General features: G+C 28.8%; 14 protein-coding genes. 13 read left to right on the top strand and 1 reads right to left on the bottom strand.

Translation table 11 applies throughout. The annotated features are described in order from the left end of the window. From AC2JAQ_RS08485 to AC2JAQ_RS08475, 3 genes are all read left to right on the top strand, one after another. Complete coding sequence (locus AC2JAQ_RS08485) at window positions 1-1,842, top strand: ABC transporter ATP-binding protein (RefSeq protein WP_488456050.1); 1,842 nt, start codon at window positions 1-3, stop codon at window positions 1,840-1,842. A 359-nt stretch (window positions 1,843-2,201) separates the two neighbouring features. Continuing rightward, complete coding sequence (locus AC2JAQ_RS08480) at window positions 2,202-2,609, top strand: MarR family winged helix-turn-helix transcriptional regulator (protein WP_488456049.1); 408 nt, start codon at window positions 2,202-2,204, stop codon at window positions 2,607-2,609. A gap of 50 nt (window positions 2,610-2,659) precedes the next feature. Next, window positions 2,660-4,552, top strand: coding sequence for an FUSC family protein (locus tag AC2JAQ_RS08475; RefSeq protein WP_488456048.1), 1,893 nt, complete (start codon window positions 2,660-2,662; stop codon window positions 4,550-4,552). Between the two features lie 241 nt (window positions 4,553-4,793). Here the strand turns inward: AC2JAQ_RS08475 and AC2JAQ_RS08470 are convergent, their stop codons facing one another. After that, entirely contained in the window at window positions 4,794-5,543 is a 750-nt protein-coding gene (locus AC2JAQ_RS08470) for a GntR family transcriptional regulator (RefSeq protein ID WP_488456047.1), read from the bottom strand. A gap of 416 nt (window positions 5,544-5,959) precedes the next feature. On the opposite strand from AC2JAQ_RS08470, the gene AC2JAQ_RS08465 reads away from it, so the two are divergent. From AC2JAQ_RS08465 to cypC, 10 genes are all read left to right on the top strand, one after another. Then, on the top strand, window positions 5,960-7,351 hold the full coding sequence (locus tag AC2JAQ_RS08465) for an MFS transporter (protein WP_488456046.1): 1,392 nt from the start codon (window positions 5,960-5,962) through the stop codon (window positions 7,349-7,351). A gap of 240 nt (window positions 7,352-7,591) precedes the next feature. Next, window positions 7,592-7,744: a hypothetical protein gene (locus tag AC2JAQ_RS08460; protein WP_322502258.1), complete on the top strand. Its 153-nt coding sequence runs from the start codon at window positions 7,592-7,594 to the stop codon at window positions 7,742-7,744. Between the two features lie 140 nt (window positions 7,745-7,884). Beyond that, window positions 7,885-8,529, top strand: coding sequence for a cupin domain-containing protein (locus AC2JAQ_RS08455; protein WP_488456045.1), 645 nt, complete (start codon window positions 7,885-7,887; stop codon window positions 8,527-8,529). Between the two features lie 396 nt (window positions 8,530-8,925). Then, a complete protein-coding gene (locus AC2JAQ_RS08450) occupies window positions 8,926-12,399 on the top strand; it encodes a beta-N-acetylglucosaminidase domain-containing protein (protein WP_488456044.1) in 3,474 nt (1,157 codons plus the stop codon). A 620-nt stretch (window positions 12,400-13,019) separates the two neighbouring features. Next, window positions 13,020-14,942: an OPT family oligopeptide transporter gene (locus tag AC2JAQ_RS08445; protein ID WP_488456043.1), complete on the top strand. Its 1,923-nt coding sequence runs from the start codon at window positions 13,020-13,022 to the stop codon at window positions 14,940-14,942. Next, complete coding sequence (locus AC2JAQ_RS08440) at window positions 14,935-15,276, top strand: PqqD family peptide modification chaperone (protein WP_488456042.1); 342 nt, start codon at window positions 14,935-14,937, stop codon at window positions 15,274-15,276. The genes AC2JAQ_RS08445 and AC2JAQ_RS08440 overlap by 8 nt, the downstream gene beginning before the upstream one ends. 555 nt (window positions 15,277-15,831) lie before the next feature. After that, window positions 15,832-17,013 (top strand): NupC/NupG family nucleoside CNT transporter, encoded by a 1,182-nt coding sequence (locus AC2JAQ_RS08435; RefSeq protein WP_488456041.1) that lies wholly within the window; start codon window positions 15,832-15,834, stop codon window positions 17,011-17,013. A 296-nt stretch (window positions 17,014-17,309) separates the two neighbouring features. Further along, window positions 17,310-17,888: a hypothetical protein gene (locus AC2JAQ_RS08430; protein WP_488456040.1), complete on the top strand. Its 579-nt coding sequence runs from the start codon at window positions 17,310-17,312 to the stop codon at window positions 17,886-17,888. Window positions 17,889-18,084: 196 nt separating this feature from the next. Continuing rightward, complete coding sequence (locus AC2JAQ_RS08425; RefSeq protein WP_488456039.1) at window positions 18,085-19,407, top strand: FAD-binding oxidoreductase; 1,323 nt, start codon at window positions 18,085-18,087, stop codon at window positions 19,405-19,407. Window positions 19,408-19,717: 310 nt separating this feature from the next. Then, complete coding sequence (gene cypC / locus AC2JAQ_RS08420; protein ID WP_488456038.1) at window positions 19,718-20,977, top strand: CYP152 family fatty-acid peroxygenase CypC; 1,260 nt, start codon at window positions 19,718-19,720, stop codon at window positions 20,975-20,977. Window positions 20,978-21,075 lie beyond the last annotated feature (98 nt).

Here is a 21,075-nt window from a genome sequence, read left to right as displayed (position 1 = left end):
ATGGGAGAAACATATAGTAAATCACAAGCAAAGATGCCTTCTATAGGAAAAGGTGGTGGAGGACCAAATAGGTTTGCTCCTAAAGCGAAACCTAAAAATGCTAAAGGAACTTTACTTAGAATAATAAAGATATATATGAGATGGGGAAAAACTATATTTTTAGCTATGTTCTTAACAGTTATTTCATCAATCATAACTGTTAGCATTCCTTATTTCGTTGGTAAAACATTTAATTATTTTGATATTAGTACAAGAACTGTAAATGCCAAAATAATTATGTGGATTTTAATGATTATAGTAGCTCTTTATTTATCTAATTTTATTATATCAAGTATTAATGAGATAATTATGCTAAAGGTATCTCAAAAGTTAGTACATGCTTTGAGAACAGAGTTCTTTCGTAAAATGCAACATCTTCCTTTAGATTTTTATGATAAAAGATCTCATGGTGATACTATGAGTAGAATTACCAATGATGTAGATAATATTAGTTCTACTTTAGCTCAAACTACTACACAACTGATATCAAGTACTTTAATTTTAATTGGATCATTTTTAGTAATGATAAACTTAAATTTTTATCTTACTTTAGTTGTACTTTTATGTATTCCTTTAGTAATTTTACTAACTAAAATAATTGCCTCCAAAAGTAAAGCCTACTTTTTATCTCAGCAAAGAAGTCTTGGTGCTTTAAATGGAGTTATTGAAGAAAACATTTCAGGATTAAAAATGGTTAAGGCCTTTGGAAAGCAAGAGGATGTATTAGAAGATTTTAAAGCAATTAATGAGAAGTTATATAAAAGTAGTAGTAAAGCTCAAATATGGTCAGGGTTTATGATGCCTTTAATGAATGTTATTAACAACTTTATATTTGCCGTAGTTGCTATTGTAGGAGGAGTTTTATCAGTGGGATTTGGATTAGAGGTAGGAACAGTTGTAAGTTTCTTAAGCTATTCAAAGCAATTTTCTAGACCATTAAACTCCTTAGCAGGAATGTTTAATACAATTCAATCTGCACTGGCTGGAGCTGAAAGAGTTTTTGAAATTTTAGATACTGCAGAAGAAGCAGAGGATATAGAAGATGCAATAGAATTAAAATCATCACAGGGAAATGTAGAATTTAAAAATGTAAGCTTTTCTTATGATAAATCAAAACCAATATTAAATAATATAAGTTTTGAGGCTAAGCCAGGTGAGGTAATTGCTTTAGTTGGAGAAACTGGAGCAGGAAAAACTACTATTGTTAATCTTTTTACACGTTTTTATGATGCGGATAGTGGAGATATTCTTATAGATAATAAATCTATAACAAAGTTGAAAAGAAATAGTCTTAGAAAGTGTTTTTCTGTAGTACTTCAAGATACATGTTTATTTACAGGAACAATTATGGATAATATTAGATATTCTCAAAGTTCTGCTTCTGATGAGGATGTGATTAAAGCATCAAAAATAGCCCATGCTCATGATTTTATAAGTAAATTGCCAAAGGGATATTACACTATGGTTTCAGGATCTAATGATAACTTGAGTCAAGGGCAACGTCAACTTATAGCAATTGCTAGAGCGGTTTTATGTGATAGTCCTATTCTTATTTTAGATGAAGCAACTAGTAGTGTGGATACTAAAACAGAGAAAGATATTCAAAATGCTTTAGTTAAATTAATGAAAAATAGAACAAGCTTTTTAATTGCACATAGACTTTCTACTATTAGAGATGCAGATAAGATTATGGTCGTTGGAGATGGAAAGATTCTTGAAAGTGGAAATCATAAGAGCTTAATGGATAAAAAGGGTTACTATTATGAAATGGTAATAAGTCAAATGGGAAAATTAGATGAATAAATTTAATGATATTATTAAAGAGAAATATTCCAAATAGTAAGTTTGTAATTATTTATTCTACAAGATTTTATAAACTTATTGAGGATGATTTAGTCATGGCTCTTTATCTTGAGACATTTGTTTTATAATAAATAAAAGATTGTATTAAGTAAAAGATAATTTATTAAAATATAATTAAATATAAACACATGAAAATCGTAGATTAAGATTTTCGTGTGTTTTTTTATTTATAAAGATTTATAGATATATTATAACTGATGTAGAGTTTTACAGGTTTAGAATTTGATTATTATAAATTAAGGTGATATAATTACCTAGGTAATTATTACTTAGGTAACTAAATGGAAGGAGGAATAAAATTGAACTTGTATGGACATAAAGTAAATCAGTTGGCTAGAAATTTTACAAAGAAATTAAATGAAAAAATTGCTCCTCTTGGGCTATATTCATCACAGTGGGGGATTATATTATACTTACATGAAAAAGATCAGTGTACCCAAATTGAACTGTGTCAATATCTTGGGGTAGAGGCTCCAACAATTACTAGGACATTAACTAGAATGGAAGAAATGGGCTTAGTAATCAGAAATGAAGGAAAAGATAAGCGTGAAAGAATTATAAAACTAACAGAAAAGGCTTATGAAATGTTTCCTAAATGGCATGAAGAGGCTAAAAATATAGAGATAGAGGCTATAAATAATATTAATAAAGAAGAATTAGAGATTTTTAATAGTGTTTTAGAGAAAATGATGAACAACTTAGATTAATAAATATAATAAATTTAATGGAAAATAAAATTAGTAAAAAAGGAGTGTACATGGATAAAACTATAATAAAGCAATTATTTAAAATTAATAAAACTCCTTTCCCTTGGCAAAAAGCAATAAATGCTGGAATATGTGCAGGATTTCCAGTGATTATAGGTGTTTTGATAAATCAAATTCATTTAGGATTACTGGCTGGAATAGGAAGTTTTTCATATTTATATGTTATAAATGAACCATATGCTCAGCGTGCAAAAAAAATATTTTTTGCTGCTCTTGGTATTAGCTTTTCAGTTGCATTAGGAACTTTATTAGCACCATATCCAATACTTATTATTTTAATGGTAGGTTTTATTGGAGGAATTGCAATTTTTATATTTGGGGTTCTTAAAATACAAGGTCCTTCTTCAATGTTTTTTGTATTAAGTTTTTTAGTATCAACAGGAATGCCTATTAATCAATCAGAAGTCTTTATACGATTTTCTGTAGTACTTATGGGTGGACTTTTTTCATGGTTAATGAGTATGAAAGGATACTTTTTTAATCCACATGGTCCTGAAATAAAGGTAATTAAGAAGCTTTATCTAACATTAGCAGATTTTAGTGAGGCTATTGGTAGTGAAAATATTAATGATATACGAAATAGAACCGTGAATGCTTTAAAGGAAGCAGAAGAAATTCTTTCAATAGGGTATATTCCATGGAAGAATTCATTCTTATTTAATCGATTATCTCTTTTAAATGAAGAAGCGAATAAATTATTTTTAGAAATGCTTGAGTTACATGTTAATAAAAACAAGAAATTACCAAAAGAATTTAGTCATATGATAAGAAAATTATCTATGGCAATTGATTTTAAGGATGAAGAAAAAGTTAAAATAGTTCCTTATAAGAATTTAGATCAGGAGTATCATAAATTTTTACAAATAATTTATGATACTGAAGCTATTATTAATTTACCATTAACATACATTGGAAGAGGAATTAAGATTTCAAAAACTTCACTAATTAGGAAATTTAGAAGAGCTTGCAATAAAGATTCAATAGTATTTATTAATGCAGTTAGATATGGAATTGTTCTTTCTATATCAGGAATAATAGCATTTAGTTTTCATTTTTCAAGACCTTACTGGATACCTCTATCCTGTGCTGCCGTCATGTCAGGTTCAACTATTATATCAACTTTTCATAAATCTATTCAGAGATCCTTTGGTACGATTATTGGATTAATCATAGCTATTATTATTTTAAGAATTCAACCAGAAGGTTTTATGATAGCAATAATTAATATGCTTTTAACAGCCCTAACAGAGCTTTTTATTGTAAAAAATTATGCTATAGCAGTAATGTTTGTCACGCCAAATGCTTTACTTATAGCAGAAGCATCAACTCAAATACATAATGTTACTTATTTTGCAACAGCACGTATTACGGATATATTAGTTGGATCTGCTATTGGATTAATTGGTACTTATATTATTGGACGTCGTTCAGCTTCTAGCAGATTACTAAGTTTAATAGTAAAATTAATAGATAGTCAGAAGAAATTACTAGTTCTTTTATCAACTAATAATAAAGAAAGTAATAAGGATATGACAAAAGATATAAAAGAAAAAATGGGTGTAGATCTTATGAATCTTAAGATTGCATATAATACCGCATTAGGAGAGATACCTCGTAATGAGGAAATGCTTGCAATGATGTGGCCTGTATTTTTTTCATTAGAACATATTAGTTACTTACTTGACCAATATTGTACAACAAAGGGCTATTTAAGCTTATCTGATGAAGAATTAGCACAACTATTACTTGTATTAGAGAAAATAGCAATATCTATTGAACAGAGGATAGATATAAAGCCTAAAAAAGTTTCTAGTATAGAAGAAATATCTCAAATTTGTGAAGAATTTAATGCAGTTCAAGAAGCGCTGACTATGAAAAGTTGATACTAGAAGAATATAAGTTTATGTAAAATATGGTATTCTTATTAAAGAAAATCATATTAATGAGTTTAAGGTACAGGTATTTCATTAAAAGTGAATAGTTCAAAAGCTATTAAGGATATAGCGCACAAGTTATAAATAATAATGAATATAAAGAAAATGAATAAAAAAAGATGATTTCCATAGATTATTGAAGTCATCTTTTTTTACTCTATTTTATAGAGTGCATTTTTAATTATGCAGATTATTCTTTCTTTGTTGCTTTTATTTTAAAATTACTATATTGAGAAGGAATATAGTATTTATTGAATAATATTGGTGGTGAATAATCATTTTGATACAATGTTTCTAAAATTAAATCACATTGATCGCCACCAATAAGCTTATATTTTTGATTAGGTAGATTACCGGCAGATGAATGTTTTATTTCTAAGATAGAACTAACTGATACTTCATAGGCTTTATTTTCAAGAAAATCTAATAGCTGAGCTTCATTATTTAGATCTATATTCATTTCTTTTATTGTTTCAATAGATATAAAAGTAAAAGCATAAGCTAAAAGCTTGTTGTTACCTTTATAATAACGCTCACAAGCAACAACTGCTGTAGACTCTTTTTCTAGGACTTGTCTTGTATAGTCACTTTCAAGTTCTAAACGAAATATTAATTCAACATCATCAATATTTTCATTATGACACTTGTATATTGGATTACCTATTAATTCTAAAAAATCTTTTTGAGTACATTTTTCAGGAGATGTTATAAAATTACCTTTGCCATGTATATTTTTTACTAGACCATCATCTTGTAATAGTGAGAGTGCTTGACGTAAAGTCATACGGCTAACACCAAATCTTTTTGCCAATTGAGGTTCAGATGGCAATTTTGAATTTATAGGATATTTACCATTAATAATCATTTTATATAGTTCGTCATATACAAATGTATAGAGTAATTTTTTTGAAGTTTTGAGATTGCTTGAAGTGAGTTTCATATCAACACCTTACTTATCATAAAAAATTTATAGTATGTTTAATAAAAATAGTATATCATATATTCTTATTTGTTTAAATGAAGTTGGAATTCCTTTCTTAAGATATAAGCTAAATTTAGACAAGTTAATGGTGGAAAAAGTTTTAGGTTTTGTAATAAAAAGGCTAAAACTAAGTAAAATAAACAATTAAACAGGTATTGTAATTAAGAAAAATCTATGTTAGTATTAACTTGTCTAAAATATTGAACAAAAAATAAACAAGTTTAACAAAAAATAAACAAGTTTATTTTGATCAATTATTTGTAAACGATTATTAAGGGAGGATGAAATGAAGAAAAATCAACAGGTTTATAATGATTAGTTTGTAAACGATTATTAAGAGACACAAATGAAAAAGAATAAGAGAGGGATACAGCATGGAAAATTCATTTAATACGTCAAAAAATATTGAAGAGGCAAAAATAAAAAAAGCAGTACCTGCGGTATTAGCTTTAATGATTTTTGCATTGGTTATTGATAATTCATTTAAAATTATTTCACCAGATTTAGCAAAGGCTTTTAATATATCAGCCAGTACTGTTAGTTGGCAAGTAACTTTAGCTGGATTAGTTATTGGTATTGGAGCAATTGTATATGCTTCTTTATCAGATTCAATAAGTGTTAGAACCTTATTAGCAATAGGGATTTTGCTAATATGCGTTGGTTCATTACTAGGTTTTATTTTTCAGAAATCATTCTTAATGGTAGTTGTCTCAAGAATAATTCAAGCAGCTGGATTAGGAAGTGCAGAAACCTTATATGTAATATTTGTAGCAAAGTATTTTAAAGAGAGTGAACATAAGAAATATTTGGGATTCAGTACAAGTAGTTATGCTATTTCACAAGTAATTGGTACTATTACAGGTGGATATATATCAACATATTTAAGTTGGCAAGTGCTATTTTTAATTCCATTATTAACTTTAATAATACTACCTTTTATTTTAAAGTATATTCCTAAAGAAAAAGTTAAAGCTAAAAATGTAGATTTTATAGGATTTATATTAGTTGCATCAGTTGCAGCGACATTAATGATTTTTGTTTCAGAATTTCAATGGATATTTTTAGTTGGATTTATAATTGCACTTGTATTATTCCTTATATACATAAGTAAAAATAAAAACGCTTTTATCAGTATTAAATTTTTTACAAACAGAAACTTTATATCAGTATTATTAGTGGCTTTTGTTATATATAGTGTTCAACTTGCATTTATCTTTATGTTCCCATTTTTAGTTGAATCTATATATCATTATAGATTAGATCAAGTTTCATTACTTTTAGTTCCATCATATGTTTTAGCAGCTACTGTAGGAGCTTTATCAGGAAAAGTTGCAAAGAAAATTGGAAGTAAGCAATGTATTGAAATGGCTATAATAGGTATAATAATCAGTCTTGTTTTAGGTGCTTTCTTTATAGAAACATCTGTATGGGTATTTGTTTTTGTAATGATATTATTCTCAAGTTCATTTGCTTTAATGTATGCGCCTATGATTGATACATTAACAAGAACAATATCTAAAGAAAAAACAGGAACCGCTATTGGTTTTTATAATTTCTGTTTAAATATAGCTACCTCAATAGGTATAACATATGTAGCTGTATTTATGGAATCTAAGTCTTTAGGAAAAAATATTACTGGTCTTTTCAATAATGCAATATCTATACAATATAGTAATGTGTTATTAGTGTTAGCAGTTATATCTGCAGTAGCACTTTTATTATACTGGAGTTTAATTGGAAGAAGAGAGAAGACTAAAAATAAATAAATTTTTATCATAAAACCTCAATAATACAGAGATGTATTATTGAGGTTTTTCTTTTATATCTACTATTGTTAGTTGATTTTTGTGAAAAATTGGAATTTAGCAAGCTATTATATTTGTTAGTAGCATTTATAAAAAACAAATTTAAATTAATATTTAAATTTTATATATAATTTTTTGTTATAACACTAAGAATAATATAGTGGTGAATGATAAATATAAATATTATAGGAGGTGAGAAAAATGGGTAATAAACATAGAAATAGTAAAAAGAAAATGGCATCATTAGGGCTCAGAAAAGATGAAAATGGAGATTATAAATATATTGACCCTAATGATACAACTTCGGAATTTGTTCCAGTAAGAAATAAGATGTCAAAGTCTCTAAAGGATTAATTATTCAGTTATAGCTCTTTATACTGATGAAATTATTTTAGAGTAAATAGAGAACTGTATTAAGTGACGGCATATGGAAGCACAATTCAAAAATTTAAAGCATATTATAGTTTTATAAGATTATGACAGGAGAGAGTAATATGTATAATACTTATAGAATGTATACATGTCCTTATTGTGCTAACATAGCAATGTATAACTCATATGGTATGTATAACGCTTATCCATACCCTTGTTTCGTTAACACACCAAGTTATGATGATTTAGGCTTTTCCAGGAAGTTTAATGACAGGCGTACTTCTTTTACTGATGAATTAGAGTGGGGTTCAAGATTTGTTTCTCCACAATCAGTAAAGAGCAATGGGGAAATTGAATTAAAGGATTATGGTCCACAACCCTTTGTAGTTGACATCAATGAAGCGACTAAACAAAATGATACTTTTCGTACCGCTTTATGGACAGGAAATCATCTACAAGTTACTTTGATGAGTATCAATGTTGGTGATGATATAGGTTTAGAAATACATCCAGATACTGATCAGTTTATACGTGTTGAAGAAGGCGAAGGACTTGTTCAAATGGGAAGTAATAAGGATAGGATGGATTTTCAAGCAAAAGTTTTTGATGATTTTGCAATTATGATACCTGCTGGTACATGGCACAATATTATCAATAAGGGCAATAAACCACTTAAAGTATATTCTATCTATGCACCACCTCACCATCCACATGGTACAGTTCATGAGACTAAAGCGGATGCAGAAGCAGCCGAAAAGAACCACTAATTAAAATTAACTATATGTAAGATGATCACAAAGAGAATTTGTGATCATCTATTATTTGTTGAAAATTATCATACATGTATGCACCAAAATACATGATTTAATACCCTGAGATTGCTATTTTAGGGTATTTTTTTATTTTGATATGAATTTCTTTTAATTTAGAATAGTAGCAAGCTCTATTAAATTTGTAATATTATAGTTTAATTTTAAAGCTTAGCAATCTTAATAGTTCTTATTGGGGATAAAAGTATTATTTTTTCCTAAATTAAAGAATAATACAAAAAAATTAACTTACATAAAATTTAATATATTGACATAAAAGTATATAAATGGTAAAGTGATTTTGATGTAAAGTATAATAAAAATAATGAAAAGGGAAATTAAGGGGGAAAAAGTATGCGGAAAAAAAGCAACAAACTGATTTGGATTATCAGTAGAATAATGACTTTAGTTATGTCAGTAACTTTATTATCAAGTTTACCTGTAAAAAATGTATTAGCTACTGAGATCAAGGAAACAAAGGGAGAAGAATATGAAATATATCCAATTCCTCAAAGTATAAAGTATGAAAATAGCACAGTAACTTTAGGGGCTGAGGCTAATGTTGTATTTGAAGAAGGAATTGATGAGGCTACAAAAAATAGACTATTAGAAGTTTTAGCAATTAAGGGAATTAATCATGAAGTAAGTAATGAAATAAAAGAAGATAAAACAAACTTCCTAGTAGGAATAAACAATTCAGAAGAGATTGTAGATAAATACTTTACAGAAAATAATTTAGTAGATGACGCTCATTTTGAAAAGAATGATGCACATATGTTATCAGTTAAGGGAAATGTAATTGCAGTATTAGGTAAAAATACTGATTCAGCATTTTATGGTATTACATCTTTAAAAGCAATATTTAATCAATTAGAAGGAAATGAATTAAAGGAGTTATTAATTGAAGATTACTCAGATGGTCAATGGCGTGGATTTATTGAAGGATATTATGGAATTCCTTGGAGTAATGAAAATCGTATGGACTTAATGAGATTTGGTGGAGATTTTAAGATGAATGCATACATCTTTGCACCAAAGGATGATGAATATCATAGTCTTAAGTGGAGAGAGCCATATCCAGCAGAAAAGTTAGCTGAAATTAAAGAGATGGTTGAAGTTGGAGCTGCAACAAAGAATAAATTTATATGGACAATACATCCATTCTTAAAAGATGGTATGAATTTTGAATCAGAAGAAAATTATAAATCTGACTTAGAAAAGATAATAGCTAAGTTTGAACAATTATATAGTGTTGGAGTACGTCAATTTGGTGTGCTTGCAGATGATGCTGAAGGAGATGCTAATAATCAAGTAAAACTTATGGAAGACTTAGAAGAATGGCGTTTACAAAAAGGTGATGTATACGAATTCATATTTGTTCCTAAGGTTTACACAAAGGAATCAGCTGGTGGAAATGTTAATAATGAATACTTAAACACTATTGGTACAATGCCAGAAACTATTGATATTATGTGGACTGGAGATGTAATACTTGGTTATGTAACTCAAGATACATTTGAATTCTTTGAACAAGCTGTAGGACGTCAAGCATTTATGTGGTTAAATTGGCCAGTAAATGATATTAATAATAAACGTTTATTAATGGGTAAAGGTGAAATGTTAGATTCAACAGTTACAAACTTTAAGGGTATCGTAACTAATCCAATGCAAGAGGCTCAAGCGTCAAAGGTGGCTTTATTTGCAATAGCTGACTATGGATGGAATAGAGCAGATTTTGATATGGACAAGAGTTGGGAAGATTCTTTTAAATATATAGAGCCTGATGCAAGTGAAGAGTTATACACATTTGCAAAGCACATGAGTGATCCAGCTCCAAACTGGCATGGGTTATCTTTAGAGGAATCTGAAGAGTTGAGACCAGTAATTGAGGAGTTTACAAGAAAGTTATGGGCAAAGGAATCTATTTTAGAATATAGCAAAGTTATTTTAGATGAGTACCAAGAAATTTTAGATGCAACTAATAATTTTGCAACTAAATCTAAAAATGAATTATTAAAAAGTGAAATTAAAGGATGGGTTGATTCTTTAAGAGATTTAACAGAATCAACAATGGCATATATAAATGCTGCAATAGCTTTTGAAAAAGGTAATTACGAGCAAGCTATGAAGTATTATGTTTTAGGGGAAGAGGAGTATGTTGCTTCAAGATCCCATAGAACTCCGACATTAACTGGACAATCTAGACCAGAACCAGGCACAAGACATTTAATACCATTTGTAAAAGATTTATCTAAGATGATAGGTGATAATATTGACCAACTTATAAATCCTGATACTACTAAGTTAACACTTCGTCCTTATACAAACATGGGACCTTTATATTGGGGACATGTTCAAAGTATAGCTGATGGAGATAATACTAGATATTCATGTATGTGGATACGTAATTCAGCTAAAGAGGGAGATTATGTTGCTGTAGAATTAAATGAGGTAACTGAGGTTAATAGTATTATATTTGAGCAAGGTCAAGATGAGGGAGATGCATTTAACTATGGTAAATTCCAATACTCTATGGATGGTGAAAATTGGACTGATGTAGATGGTGTAGATTATGGACCAAAAATGCATAAGATTGTTGTGGAAGATTTAGATATAACGGCTAAATATTTAAGATTTATCCCTACTAAAGAAATCTTAAATAACTGGATTGCTGTTAGAGAGTTTTCTGTTAATAAAAAAGATGAAAGTAATATGAAGCTTGAAGCATATACAAATATAGAGGAATTAGAAAAGAATGAAGTAATCATTTCAGAGGAAAAAGCTACACTTGTAGATTTAAATGAGATTAAATTATCAGAAGGACAATATGTTGGAATTAAGTTAAATAAACTTAGGGAAGTAACTAACATAACTGCTGACTTTACAAATAATGATAAGTTAGTATTAGAAACATCAATTAATGGTGTAGAATGGACAGCAGTAAAAAGTTTATCTGAGGTTGTAAATGCACGTTATGTTCGTATTATAAACAATACAGCTAATGATATAATTTTTGATTTAACTAAATTAGAGGTTGAGTATTCTAACAATGACGTTAATTTTGATATTAGACCAACAGCAGAAGCAACATTTGAGCCAAAGAACTTAATTGATGGAAAATTAAATACAGCATTTAAACCATTAGAAAGTGCGCCTAAATCTGGTCATTTAACTTACAGAATCTCTGATAGAACAGACATTAAGAAATTTACTATAGTGCAAAATCCAAATACAATTTCTAATGCAATAGTATCTGTAAGAAGTGAAAATGGGTGGAAAGAAGTTGGAAGCTTAGGAAAGAGTTTTAATGAGTTCAATACAGAAGCTTTTGAAAATGTATTTGAAGTTAAGGTAGAATGGGATGGATTTGCACCAACTCTTCATGAAATAGGAGTTTCAACAATTAAAGAAGAGGTTGAGTTAGACAAGTCTAAGTTAGAAGAGTTAATTAAGGAAGTAGAAAACCTTGAAGAGGAAGATTATACAAAAGAATCATGGGATAACTTAAAAGAAAAATTAAACTTAGCTAAAGAAGTTTTAGCTAAAGATGATGTTACTCAAGAAGAGGTAGATAATGCTGTAAAAGCTTTAAGTGAGGCAATTACTGGATTAGTTGAAAAAGACGATACTGAAGGACCTGTAGATCCAGAAGAACCGGAAAACCCAGAAGGTCCAGTTGATCCTGAAAATCCGGAAGATACAGAAAAGCCAGAAACTCCAGAAGGAAACTTACCAAACACTGGGGGAGCTTCATCATCAGTATTCTTACAATTAGGATTAGCTATGATGGCATCAGGAGCTCTTGCTTTAAAGAGAAAGAAAAAGTAATAATTTTTGTTGATTGATAGAAGAAATTTGTAATAAGAAAACTGCGTAGGTTATAAGTCTACGCAGTTTTTTTTATACAAGTTAAAATAACAAATAACATGAATTATACATAAGGGTAAGGAATTAGTTGTAAATTGTAATAAAATTGAATTTATGAAAAATTTATCATGGATTTTTTAAATTTAAAATGGTATTATTATAAATATAATAAAAAAATTACTATTATCATAATTTAATTTAATAAAAGGTGTAAAAGTTTAATGCTTAAATATGGATTTAAGCAAAAGATTAATTGATTTAAACCATGAAATACGTCTCATAGTTCATTTCTTTTTTATGTAGTTAGTAAAATTTTCAAGAAAAAATTAACAAGTATAGTAATAATAGCTTTTACTATACAAATAATATACTTAAAAGGCAACTTAGAGATTTAAGTTAACTTTTGAGTAAAAATTTGAATATAACATGTACAAATAAATTATATAAAACCAAGTGATGATTGTTTTATATGGACATAGTATAATATTTGTGCATTTTATAGAAAATATAACATTAGAATATATCAATGGATACAGTGTTATATCTATTGATATAAATAAACGAAAGGAGAGATTAGGTATATGAAAAAGAAATTGCCTAAGGAGGCTTATGGTGGCGTAAGTGGAAAGGATTATGTTCCGTATTTTACTGGTAAATCAAAAAATGGAACAAACTTCGCTGTAATCATAATAGGTGTAATACTGGCTGCAGTTTTTGCAGCATCTACTGCTTATTCAGGAATGAAGTCAGGATTAACCGTTGCAGCTGGAATACCGGGTGCTATTATAGGTTCAGTGTTTGTAGGCATATTTGCTCGTAGTAAAGGTATTCTTGGGAAAAATATAACTCAAGGTATGGCAAGTGGGGGAGAATCCATAGCAAGTGGTATGATTTTTGTATTGCCAGCAATTATACTAATAGGAAGTAATATTACTTTCTTAGAAGGTTTAGCTGTAGGTGTAGGAGGAGTTCTATTTGGTATAGGATGCTTATCACTAGTTTACAACTACCTAATAATTGAAGAGCATGGAAAGCTTATGTATCCTGAATCAATGGCAATATCTGAAACTCTTGTTGCTTCTGAGGGAAGTGAGGATTCCATAAAATTCATGGGAATTGGATTTGTCATAAGTGGTATTATAAACGTTTTAACAGGATCATTCTTTAATTTAATAAATAATACTATTACATATTTAGGAAGTAAATTTTATAAGTGGAAGTTTTCTACTGAAGTAAATCCACTTTTACTTGGTATAGGATTTATAGTTGGATTAGAAGTATCACTTACTATGTTTGCAGGTTCTATACTAGCTAACTTTGGAATAGCTCCATTAATAGGATATTTCAGTGATATGGCAGAAAAGAGTATACATTCATGGAATGATGCTTCAATATTAATTCACCAAATGGATGTAAATGCAATCTCAGGAAGTTATGTTAAATATATAGGAGCAGGAATGATGCTTTGTGGTGGTATAATAGGTGCTATCAAACTTATACCAACTATAATTGTTTCTATAAAAGAAACATTAAAAGCAAGTCCTGTTAATGAAGAAAACGCTGAAAAGAATAGTGGTGCTATCATAATACTTTTAGTAGGAGCTATAATAGCTTTCGTAGCAGGTTTCTTTATTTCTAGTAGTATTGGTATGGCTATAGCAGGAGCTATTGTTTCATTAATATTATCTTTATTATTTGTAATAGTTGCAGGACGTTTAACTGGTACAATAGGAACATCAAATCTTCCAGTATCAGGTATGACAATAGCTTCTTTAGTTATATTAACATTAGTATTCGTTATAATGGGATGGACTGGAAAAGCTGATAATAAAACATTACTTTTATTTGCTACATTTATGGTTGTCGCAATATCAGTAGCAGGTGGATACAGCCAATCTCAAAAAGTAACTTACATAATTGGTGGTAGCAAAAAAGAAATGCAAAACTCTTTCGTGCTTGCAAGTATAGTTGGTGTTGTTGTTGTTACTGGAACAATATTAGTACTTTCTAGCCAATTAGCAATCACTGGAGCAGATGCACCTTTCGCATTACCACAAGCTAACTTAATGTCAACATTAACTTCAGGTATAATGGAAGGTAACTTACCTTGGCCTATGATTATAGTAGGAATAGTTATGGCTTTATTCTTATACTTAGTAGACCTACCAATAATGACTGTTGCTATTGGATTCTACTTACCTATATCAACAACTTCTATAATTTTAGTAGGTGCATTAATACGTGTATTTATTGAAAAAATGAGCAAGAGCGACCATGAAAAAGAAGTTAAGGTTTCTAATGGAATAAGTTTATCTTCAGGACTTGTGGCAGGAGGATCTATTGTAGGATTAATAGGAATAGTTCTACAAGTAACAGGAATAATAACACCTAGAACTCCAACTGGTTTTGTAGCTAGTAATGGAATGGCAATAATTGTATTAATTCTTTTAGTTTTATCTACTACATTACCTATTATGAAGTCTAAGGTGAAAAATAATGGATAATGATGAAATTTTAAATATGAGATTTAAAATTTGTGATAATATTGAATATGAAGTGGATGAAAATGGAATAGTTACTGTTTTAGAAAAACAAGACCATAAGATTCAAAGATTCTTTAGAAAGTTAAAGGTTAAAATTCCTATGTATAAAAGAATTGCTTTTGATGAATATAGTAGCGAAGTGTTTTTACAAATTGATGGGAATAAAACTGTTAAGGAAATTGGTGAAGAATTAGAAGCTAAATTTGGTGATAAAGTACAACCACTTTATGAAAGATTATTAGTTTTTTTAAATCACATATATATAAATTGCAAGTATATTGAAAGAATAGAGTAAAAATTTACTTTAATTTTTAAATATAAAAAAATTTAATATAAAATAAAAGTTTATTTTATTAATTTTAGAGTGTTGATATTTAAATAAAGTCAACACTCTATTATTTTTTTATTAAAGAACATCATAAGTCTCTAGAGTTGCCTGGTATGTATGTTATTTTGATTTTTTCACCATCTATAATATTATTAGGGTCACAAATTATTTCTTTAGTATTATATAATGGTGCATTTTTATATTCAAAAACCTATTTACGTAATTTTCATTAAAATAGCAATTTGTAACTATTTTAAAAGCAATATTTTAATTTTATTCAAATAAAATTAAAATATTGCTTTACAAATGTTTAGAAGGAACTTATAATAAGTATGTTTGTAATCGTGGAGAAAAATGCCTTTTAACATTTGTATTGTTCTAAGATTATAAAATATAATTACAAGTTTAGATTAAAGGTTATTAAAAATAAAAAAACAACCTACTAAAAGAAAAGTGCGTTTATTGTACTAGATATAGAACATAATAATATTAAACTTATCGTATTTAAGAAGGAGTATAAAAATGAAGTATATTATTGGAATCGTAGGATTAGTTGTCGTTTTAGCACTTGCGTGGGTTGGGAGTAGTGATAAGAAAAATGTAAAATATAAGCCTATAATTATAATGCTTATTTTACAATTCATACTTGGTTTTGTCTTACTAAATACTGAGTTAGGAAATTATTTAGTAGGTGGTATAGCAAATGGTTTTGAAGTATTGCTTAAATGTGCCGGAGAAGGAGTAAATTTTGTATTTGGTGGATTAGTTAATGATAATCAGTTTTCATTTTTTATTAGTATTCTTCTACCAATAATCTTTATTTCTGCTTTAATTGGTATTTTACAATATTTAAAAATACTTCCTGTTATAGTGAAATATATAGGATTAGTTTTAAGTAAAGTTAATGGCATGGGTAAATTAGAATCTTATAATGCAGTAGCATCAGCTATACTTGGTCAATCTGAAGTATTTATTTCAGTAAAAAAACAACTTGGTTTATTACCTAAACATAGATTATATACTCTTTGTGCATCAGCTATGTCAACAGTATCTATGTCCATAGTTGGTTCTTATATGGTTCTTCTAGAACCTAGATATGTTGTAACAGCTCTTGTTTTAAATTTATTTGGTGGATTTATTATATCATCAGTTATAAATCCATATACTGTAACAGAAGAAGAAGATATTTTAGTAGTTAATGAAGAAAAGAAACAAACATTTTTTGAAGTTCTTGGTGAATATATTTTGGATGGATTCAAGGTAGCTGTTATAGTAGGTGCTATGTTAGTTGGATTTGTAGCAATAATTGCTATGATTAATATATTATTTAGAGGAATTTTTGGGATGGGTTTCCAAGATGTGCTCGGATATGTATTCGCTCCATTTGCATTTTTAATGGGTGTACCTTTAAATGAATCAATACAAGCTGCAAGTGTAATGGCAACTAAATTAGTATCTAATGAATTTGTTGCAATGAATTTATTAGCAAGTGGAAGTGTACATTTATCAGCAAGATCAATGGGAATTGTTTCTGTATTCTTAATTTCTTTTGCAAATTTCTCGTCAATTGGAATTATTTCAGGAGCAGTAAAAGGACTTAATGAAGAGAAAGGAAACGTGGTTGCACGTTTTGGATTAAAATTACTATATGGTGCAACATTAGTAAGTATGTTAACAGCAACTATTGTTGGATTAATTATATAAACACATATTATAAAACCCATCACAGATTTGTGGTGGGTTTTATCTATTATTGAAATATAATAAATAGAAGCATACTTTAAAAATTTGGAATATATTATAATTTTATAAGATTATAACAAAGAGAATTTGTAATAAGCTATTATTGGTTGAAAAATTATCAAAAGTAAAGATTAGAGTTTATTTACATTGCGTTATCTAAAAAAATATTAAAGATCTAATAAATTGATAACATAATTATAAATTTGTAATATATTATATTATAAAGAAAATTTAAAGTAATCAGGAGGTAACACAATATGTCAAATTGTTGTTGTCCAAGACATGAGTCACAAAATTGTTGTTGTCCAAATCATGAACCAGAAGAGTTTAGATCATTAGTATTCAATGCCGGAAGCATAAATGATGGTCCTGAGAGTATACCTGATAGTGCACCACTTGGAAGTGCTAATTCTAATCTTAGTATATTGGGATGGCTTTTACCTCAAGGTGATACAGATGAGTATTCATTAACTTTTAATGTGCCAAGAGATGCTAGCAATGAATGGCAAAGAGCTAAAGTGTTTGTTCATTTATTAACTGATAATTCAAATACACCAACTGGAAATAGATTCGCAATTAGACTTTCATCATTATTCACTAGAGCTAATGGTGTAGTAAATGCAGCTAATATAATGATTAATAATAGTGGAAATATTCCAATTCAAAACTCACCAGGCAATTTTCAATATAATCATTATGTTTTAGAGTTTGACTTAGATGATATTATTAAATCTGAAGATTTTGCATTTTTGAGCGTTGCTCGTACTGCAGTTACTAATGACTATGCTGGTGCATTACTTTTAACAAGTATAGAATTTAGATATTTAAGCCGTTAAAACAATTAAGCTATATGATTAAGATATATTTTAGGATATCTTTCTTCATATGGCTTTTTGTTTTGTATATGGTATATGTATTTTTAAATTAAAAAGTTTAATTAAATATATTAAGAATAGCTCCTAAGTTACTACCATATATTAAACATGGCATGTAATGTTTAATATATGGTTAATAAGATTGGAGGAAATCAATATGATAGAGGGGTTAACAGGGCTTGTTATAACCAAAGCAGATGAAAGTTATAATATTGTTCGTAGAAATAAAAATTTATATTTTAGTTATTACCCAAGAGTAATAGTATATCCTAATAATATAATAGATGTAGTTAATGCAGTAAATTGGGCAAGAAAGCAGAATTTAAACGTACGGTGTAGAAGTGGTGGTCATAATTATGAATCATTTTCTGTAGCAAATGATGCTGTTGTAATAGATGTTTCTAATTTGCTTGATTTTGAAATAGATATTAAGAAAGGTTATGTAAGAATAGGAGCAGGATATACTCAAGAACAACTTTATCCTAAGATAGCTAAATATGGATTTGCATTTGCTGGAGGAAGTTGTAGATCTATTGGTGTTACAGGAATCACATTAGGAGGAGGAGTTGGATTTTTACAAAGAGAATATGGACTAGTATGTGATAATTTAGTAGAAGCACAAATGGTAGATGCTTTTGGTAGAATAATAACTGCTAATTCATATGAAAATAAGGATTTATTTGCTGCATTAAGAGGGGCTGGTAGTAATAATTTTGGAGTAGTAGTTTCACTTACCTTTAAAGTATATCCTATTGATAAATTAACAGTATTAACTACTGAATGGCCTAAAGAAAGAAGATATGAAGTGATTCAAGCATTTCAAAAGGTAGGAGAACATTTAGATAATAGGTATACGATTAAAGTTTCTATGACTAAAGATTCTATTGAACTATATGGAGTAGGATTAAAAAGTACAGAAAAAGAAATGGAACAAGCTTTAAGTGTTTTATTAAAAACACCCAATAAAATGAATTATAGAATAAAGAATATTAGTTTAAATGAGTATATACAGAAACGTCCAGGTTTTGTAGCTACACCAACAGCATTTAAGATTACAGGGTTATTAGCATATAAGTCATTAGGAAAAGCACCTTGTCAAATATTATTTGACTATTTAGACAATGCACCACCTATACAGCCACCTATAGATGTTGGATTCCTTCTATTAGGAGGAAAGATTGCAGAAAATAAAGGCTTACCGAGTGCTTATCCTCATAGAGGTGCTAAGGTATTAATACAAATTGATGCCGAATGGATTTTTAAGTATAGTAATTATGCTAAGGATACAATTAGATGGGTAAATAGTTTAAGAACATCCTTGCTTCCATATGCAGGCTTTGGATATCTTAACTATTGTGATATTAATATACCTAATTATTTATATAATTATTTTGGTAATAATGTATCTTGGCTAAAAACTGTAAAAGAAAAATATGATCCATATAACTTATTTTACTATCCTCAAGGAATAAATTTATAAGCCATGGATATATTGAAATAATATTTAAACCAAGATTATCTATAAATAATTAAGCTGTATGATTAAGATATATTCTAGAATGTATTTTGGGATATATTTACTCATACGGCTTTTTATTTTGTATAATTCATGGAGAATAGCTTCTTTACATAATCTAAATATTGTAATAAATAAGAATAAAAACTGACATACTAATTAAAGGAATACAGGGAATCTTTACAAAATAAAATTATTTCAATTGAATCCTATTGAAATAATATTCAGGAAGATTTTAAGTATATTTCTAAATATCAAATAAAGGAGAATAGGTATGGCACTTAAGAGTCAGATTCCACATGATAAAGGTTTAGACAGCACACTTGATTTATTACAGGAGGGTTATCTATTTATTAAAAATAGAGTTAATCGGTATCAATCAGATATATTTAAGACTCACTTGCTTGGAGAAAAAGTAATTTGTATTAGTGGGGAAGAGGCTACAAAAATTTTTTATGATCCAGAATTATTTTATAGAAAGGATGCAACTCCTAAACGAGTACAAAAAACATTACTTGGTGTTGGCGCTATTCAGTCTATGGATGGTAAAGCGCATATTCAGAGAAAGCAGCTATTCATGTCATTAATGACTCCTTCGTACCAAAATCAACTTGCAAAGCTTGTAATGGAGAAGTTGCAAAGTTCTGTTGAAAAATGGGAAGGAGAAGAAAATATTGTTCTTTTTGATGAAATGAATGAAATCTTATGCAGAGTAGTGTGCCAGTGGGCTGGAGTTCCATTGAAAGAATTTGAAGTAAAAGGACGAGCTGAAGACTTTAGTTCTATGGTTGATGCATTTGGTGCAGTAGGGCCTAGATACTGGAAGGGAAGAAGAGCCAGAACAAGGGTAGAAGAATGGATAAAAAGAATCATAGAAGATATTCGTTCTGGTAATATTAAAGCTGAAGAAGGAACTGCACTTCATGCTATGGCTTTTTATAAAGATTTAGATGGTAATCAGTTAGATAGTCATATGGCTGGTATAGAGCTTATTAATGTGCTACGTCCTGTTGTTGCAATTTCAACTTTTATTACCTTCGAGGCTCTAGCACTGTTTGAATATCCACAATGTAAAGAAAAACTTTCAACAGGGGATAAGAATGAGCTAAAATTCTTCGTGCAGGAAGTTCGACGTTATTACCCATTTACTCCTTTTTTAGGCGCAAGAGTTCGAAAAGATTTTCGCTGGAATAAAAATGAATTTAAAGAGGGAATGCTTGTACTGCTTGATGTTTATGGCATTAACCATGATTCGAAAATATGGAAAAATCCTGATAAATTCTGGCCAGAGCGTTTTAAGGAGAGAAAGAATAACCTATTTGATTTTATACCCCAAGGTGGAGATGATCCTTCTAAAGGACACAGATGCCCAGGAGAAGGTATTACTATAGAAATAATGAAAGCTAGCCTAGATTTTCTTGTTAATAAGATTGAGTATGATGTACCAGATCAAGATTTAGCATATAGTATGGCTAAAATGCCTACATTGCCTGAAAGTAGATTTATAATTAGTAACATAAGACAAAAGAGATAACAAAATAATTAAATGATTTATCCTTTAGTACTGTATAATAGTATATTCTTATAGAATGAAAATATGTAATTTGGGAATAAGATAAATAAAGAAGAGGT

It is taken from the genome of Clostridium sp. LIBA-8553, from assembly GCF_057782465.1.
The sequence above is the reverse complement of the archived record's forward strand: the minus strand, read 5'-3'. Positions and strand labels throughout refer to the sequence as shown.

Coding starts and splice junctions, on each gene's coding strand:
- AC2JAQ_RS08485 (WP_488456050.1), top strand. CDS start 1: ATGGGAGAAACATATAGTAAATCACAAGCAAAGATGCCTTCTATAGGA.
- AC2JAQ_RS08475 (WP_488456048.1), top strand. CDS start 2,660: ATGGATAAAACTATAATAAAGCAATTATTTAAAATTAATAAAACTCCT.
- AC2JAQ_RS08470 (WP_488456047.1), bottom strand. CDS start 5,543: ATGAAACTCACTTCAAGCAATCTCAAAACTTCAAAAAAATTACTCTAT.
- AC2JAQ_RS08465 (WP_488456046.1), top strand. CDS start 5,960: ATGGAAAATTCATTTAATACGTCAAAAAATATTGAAGAGGCAAAAATA.
- AC2JAQ_RS08460 (WP_322502258.1), top strand. CDS start 7,592: ATGGGTAATAAACATAGAAATAGTAAAAAGAAAATGGCATCATTAGGG.
- AC2JAQ_RS08455 (WP_488456045.1), top strand. CDS start 7,885: ATGTATAATACTTATAGAATGTATACATGTCCTTATTGTGCTAACATA.
- AC2JAQ_RS08450 (WP_488456044.1), top strand. CDS start 8,926: ATGCGGAAAAAAAGCAACAAACTGATTTGGATTATCAGTAGAATAATG.
- AC2JAQ_RS08445 (WP_488456043.1), top strand. CDS start 13,020: ATGAAAAAGAAATTGCCTAAGGAGGCTTATGGTGGCGTAAGTGGAAAG.
- AC2JAQ_RS08440 (WP_488456042.1), top strand. CDS start 14,935: ATGGATAATGATGAAATTTTAAATATGAGATTTAAAATTTGTGATAAT.
- AC2JAQ_RS08435 (WP_488456041.1), top strand. CDS start 15,832: ATGAAGTATATTATTGGAATCGTAGGATTAGTTGTCGTTTTAGCACTT.
- AC2JAQ_RS08430 (WP_488456040.1), top strand. CDS start 17,310: ATGTCAAATTGTTGTTGTCCAAGACATGAGTCACAAAATTGTTGTTGT.
- AC2JAQ_RS08425 (WP_488456039.1), top strand. CDS start 18,085: ATGATAGAGGGGTTAACAGGGCTTGTTATAACCAAAGCAGATGAAAGT.
- cypC (WP_488456038.1), top strand. CDS start 19,718: ATGGCACTTAAGAGTCAGATTCCACATGATAAAGGTTTAGACAGCACA.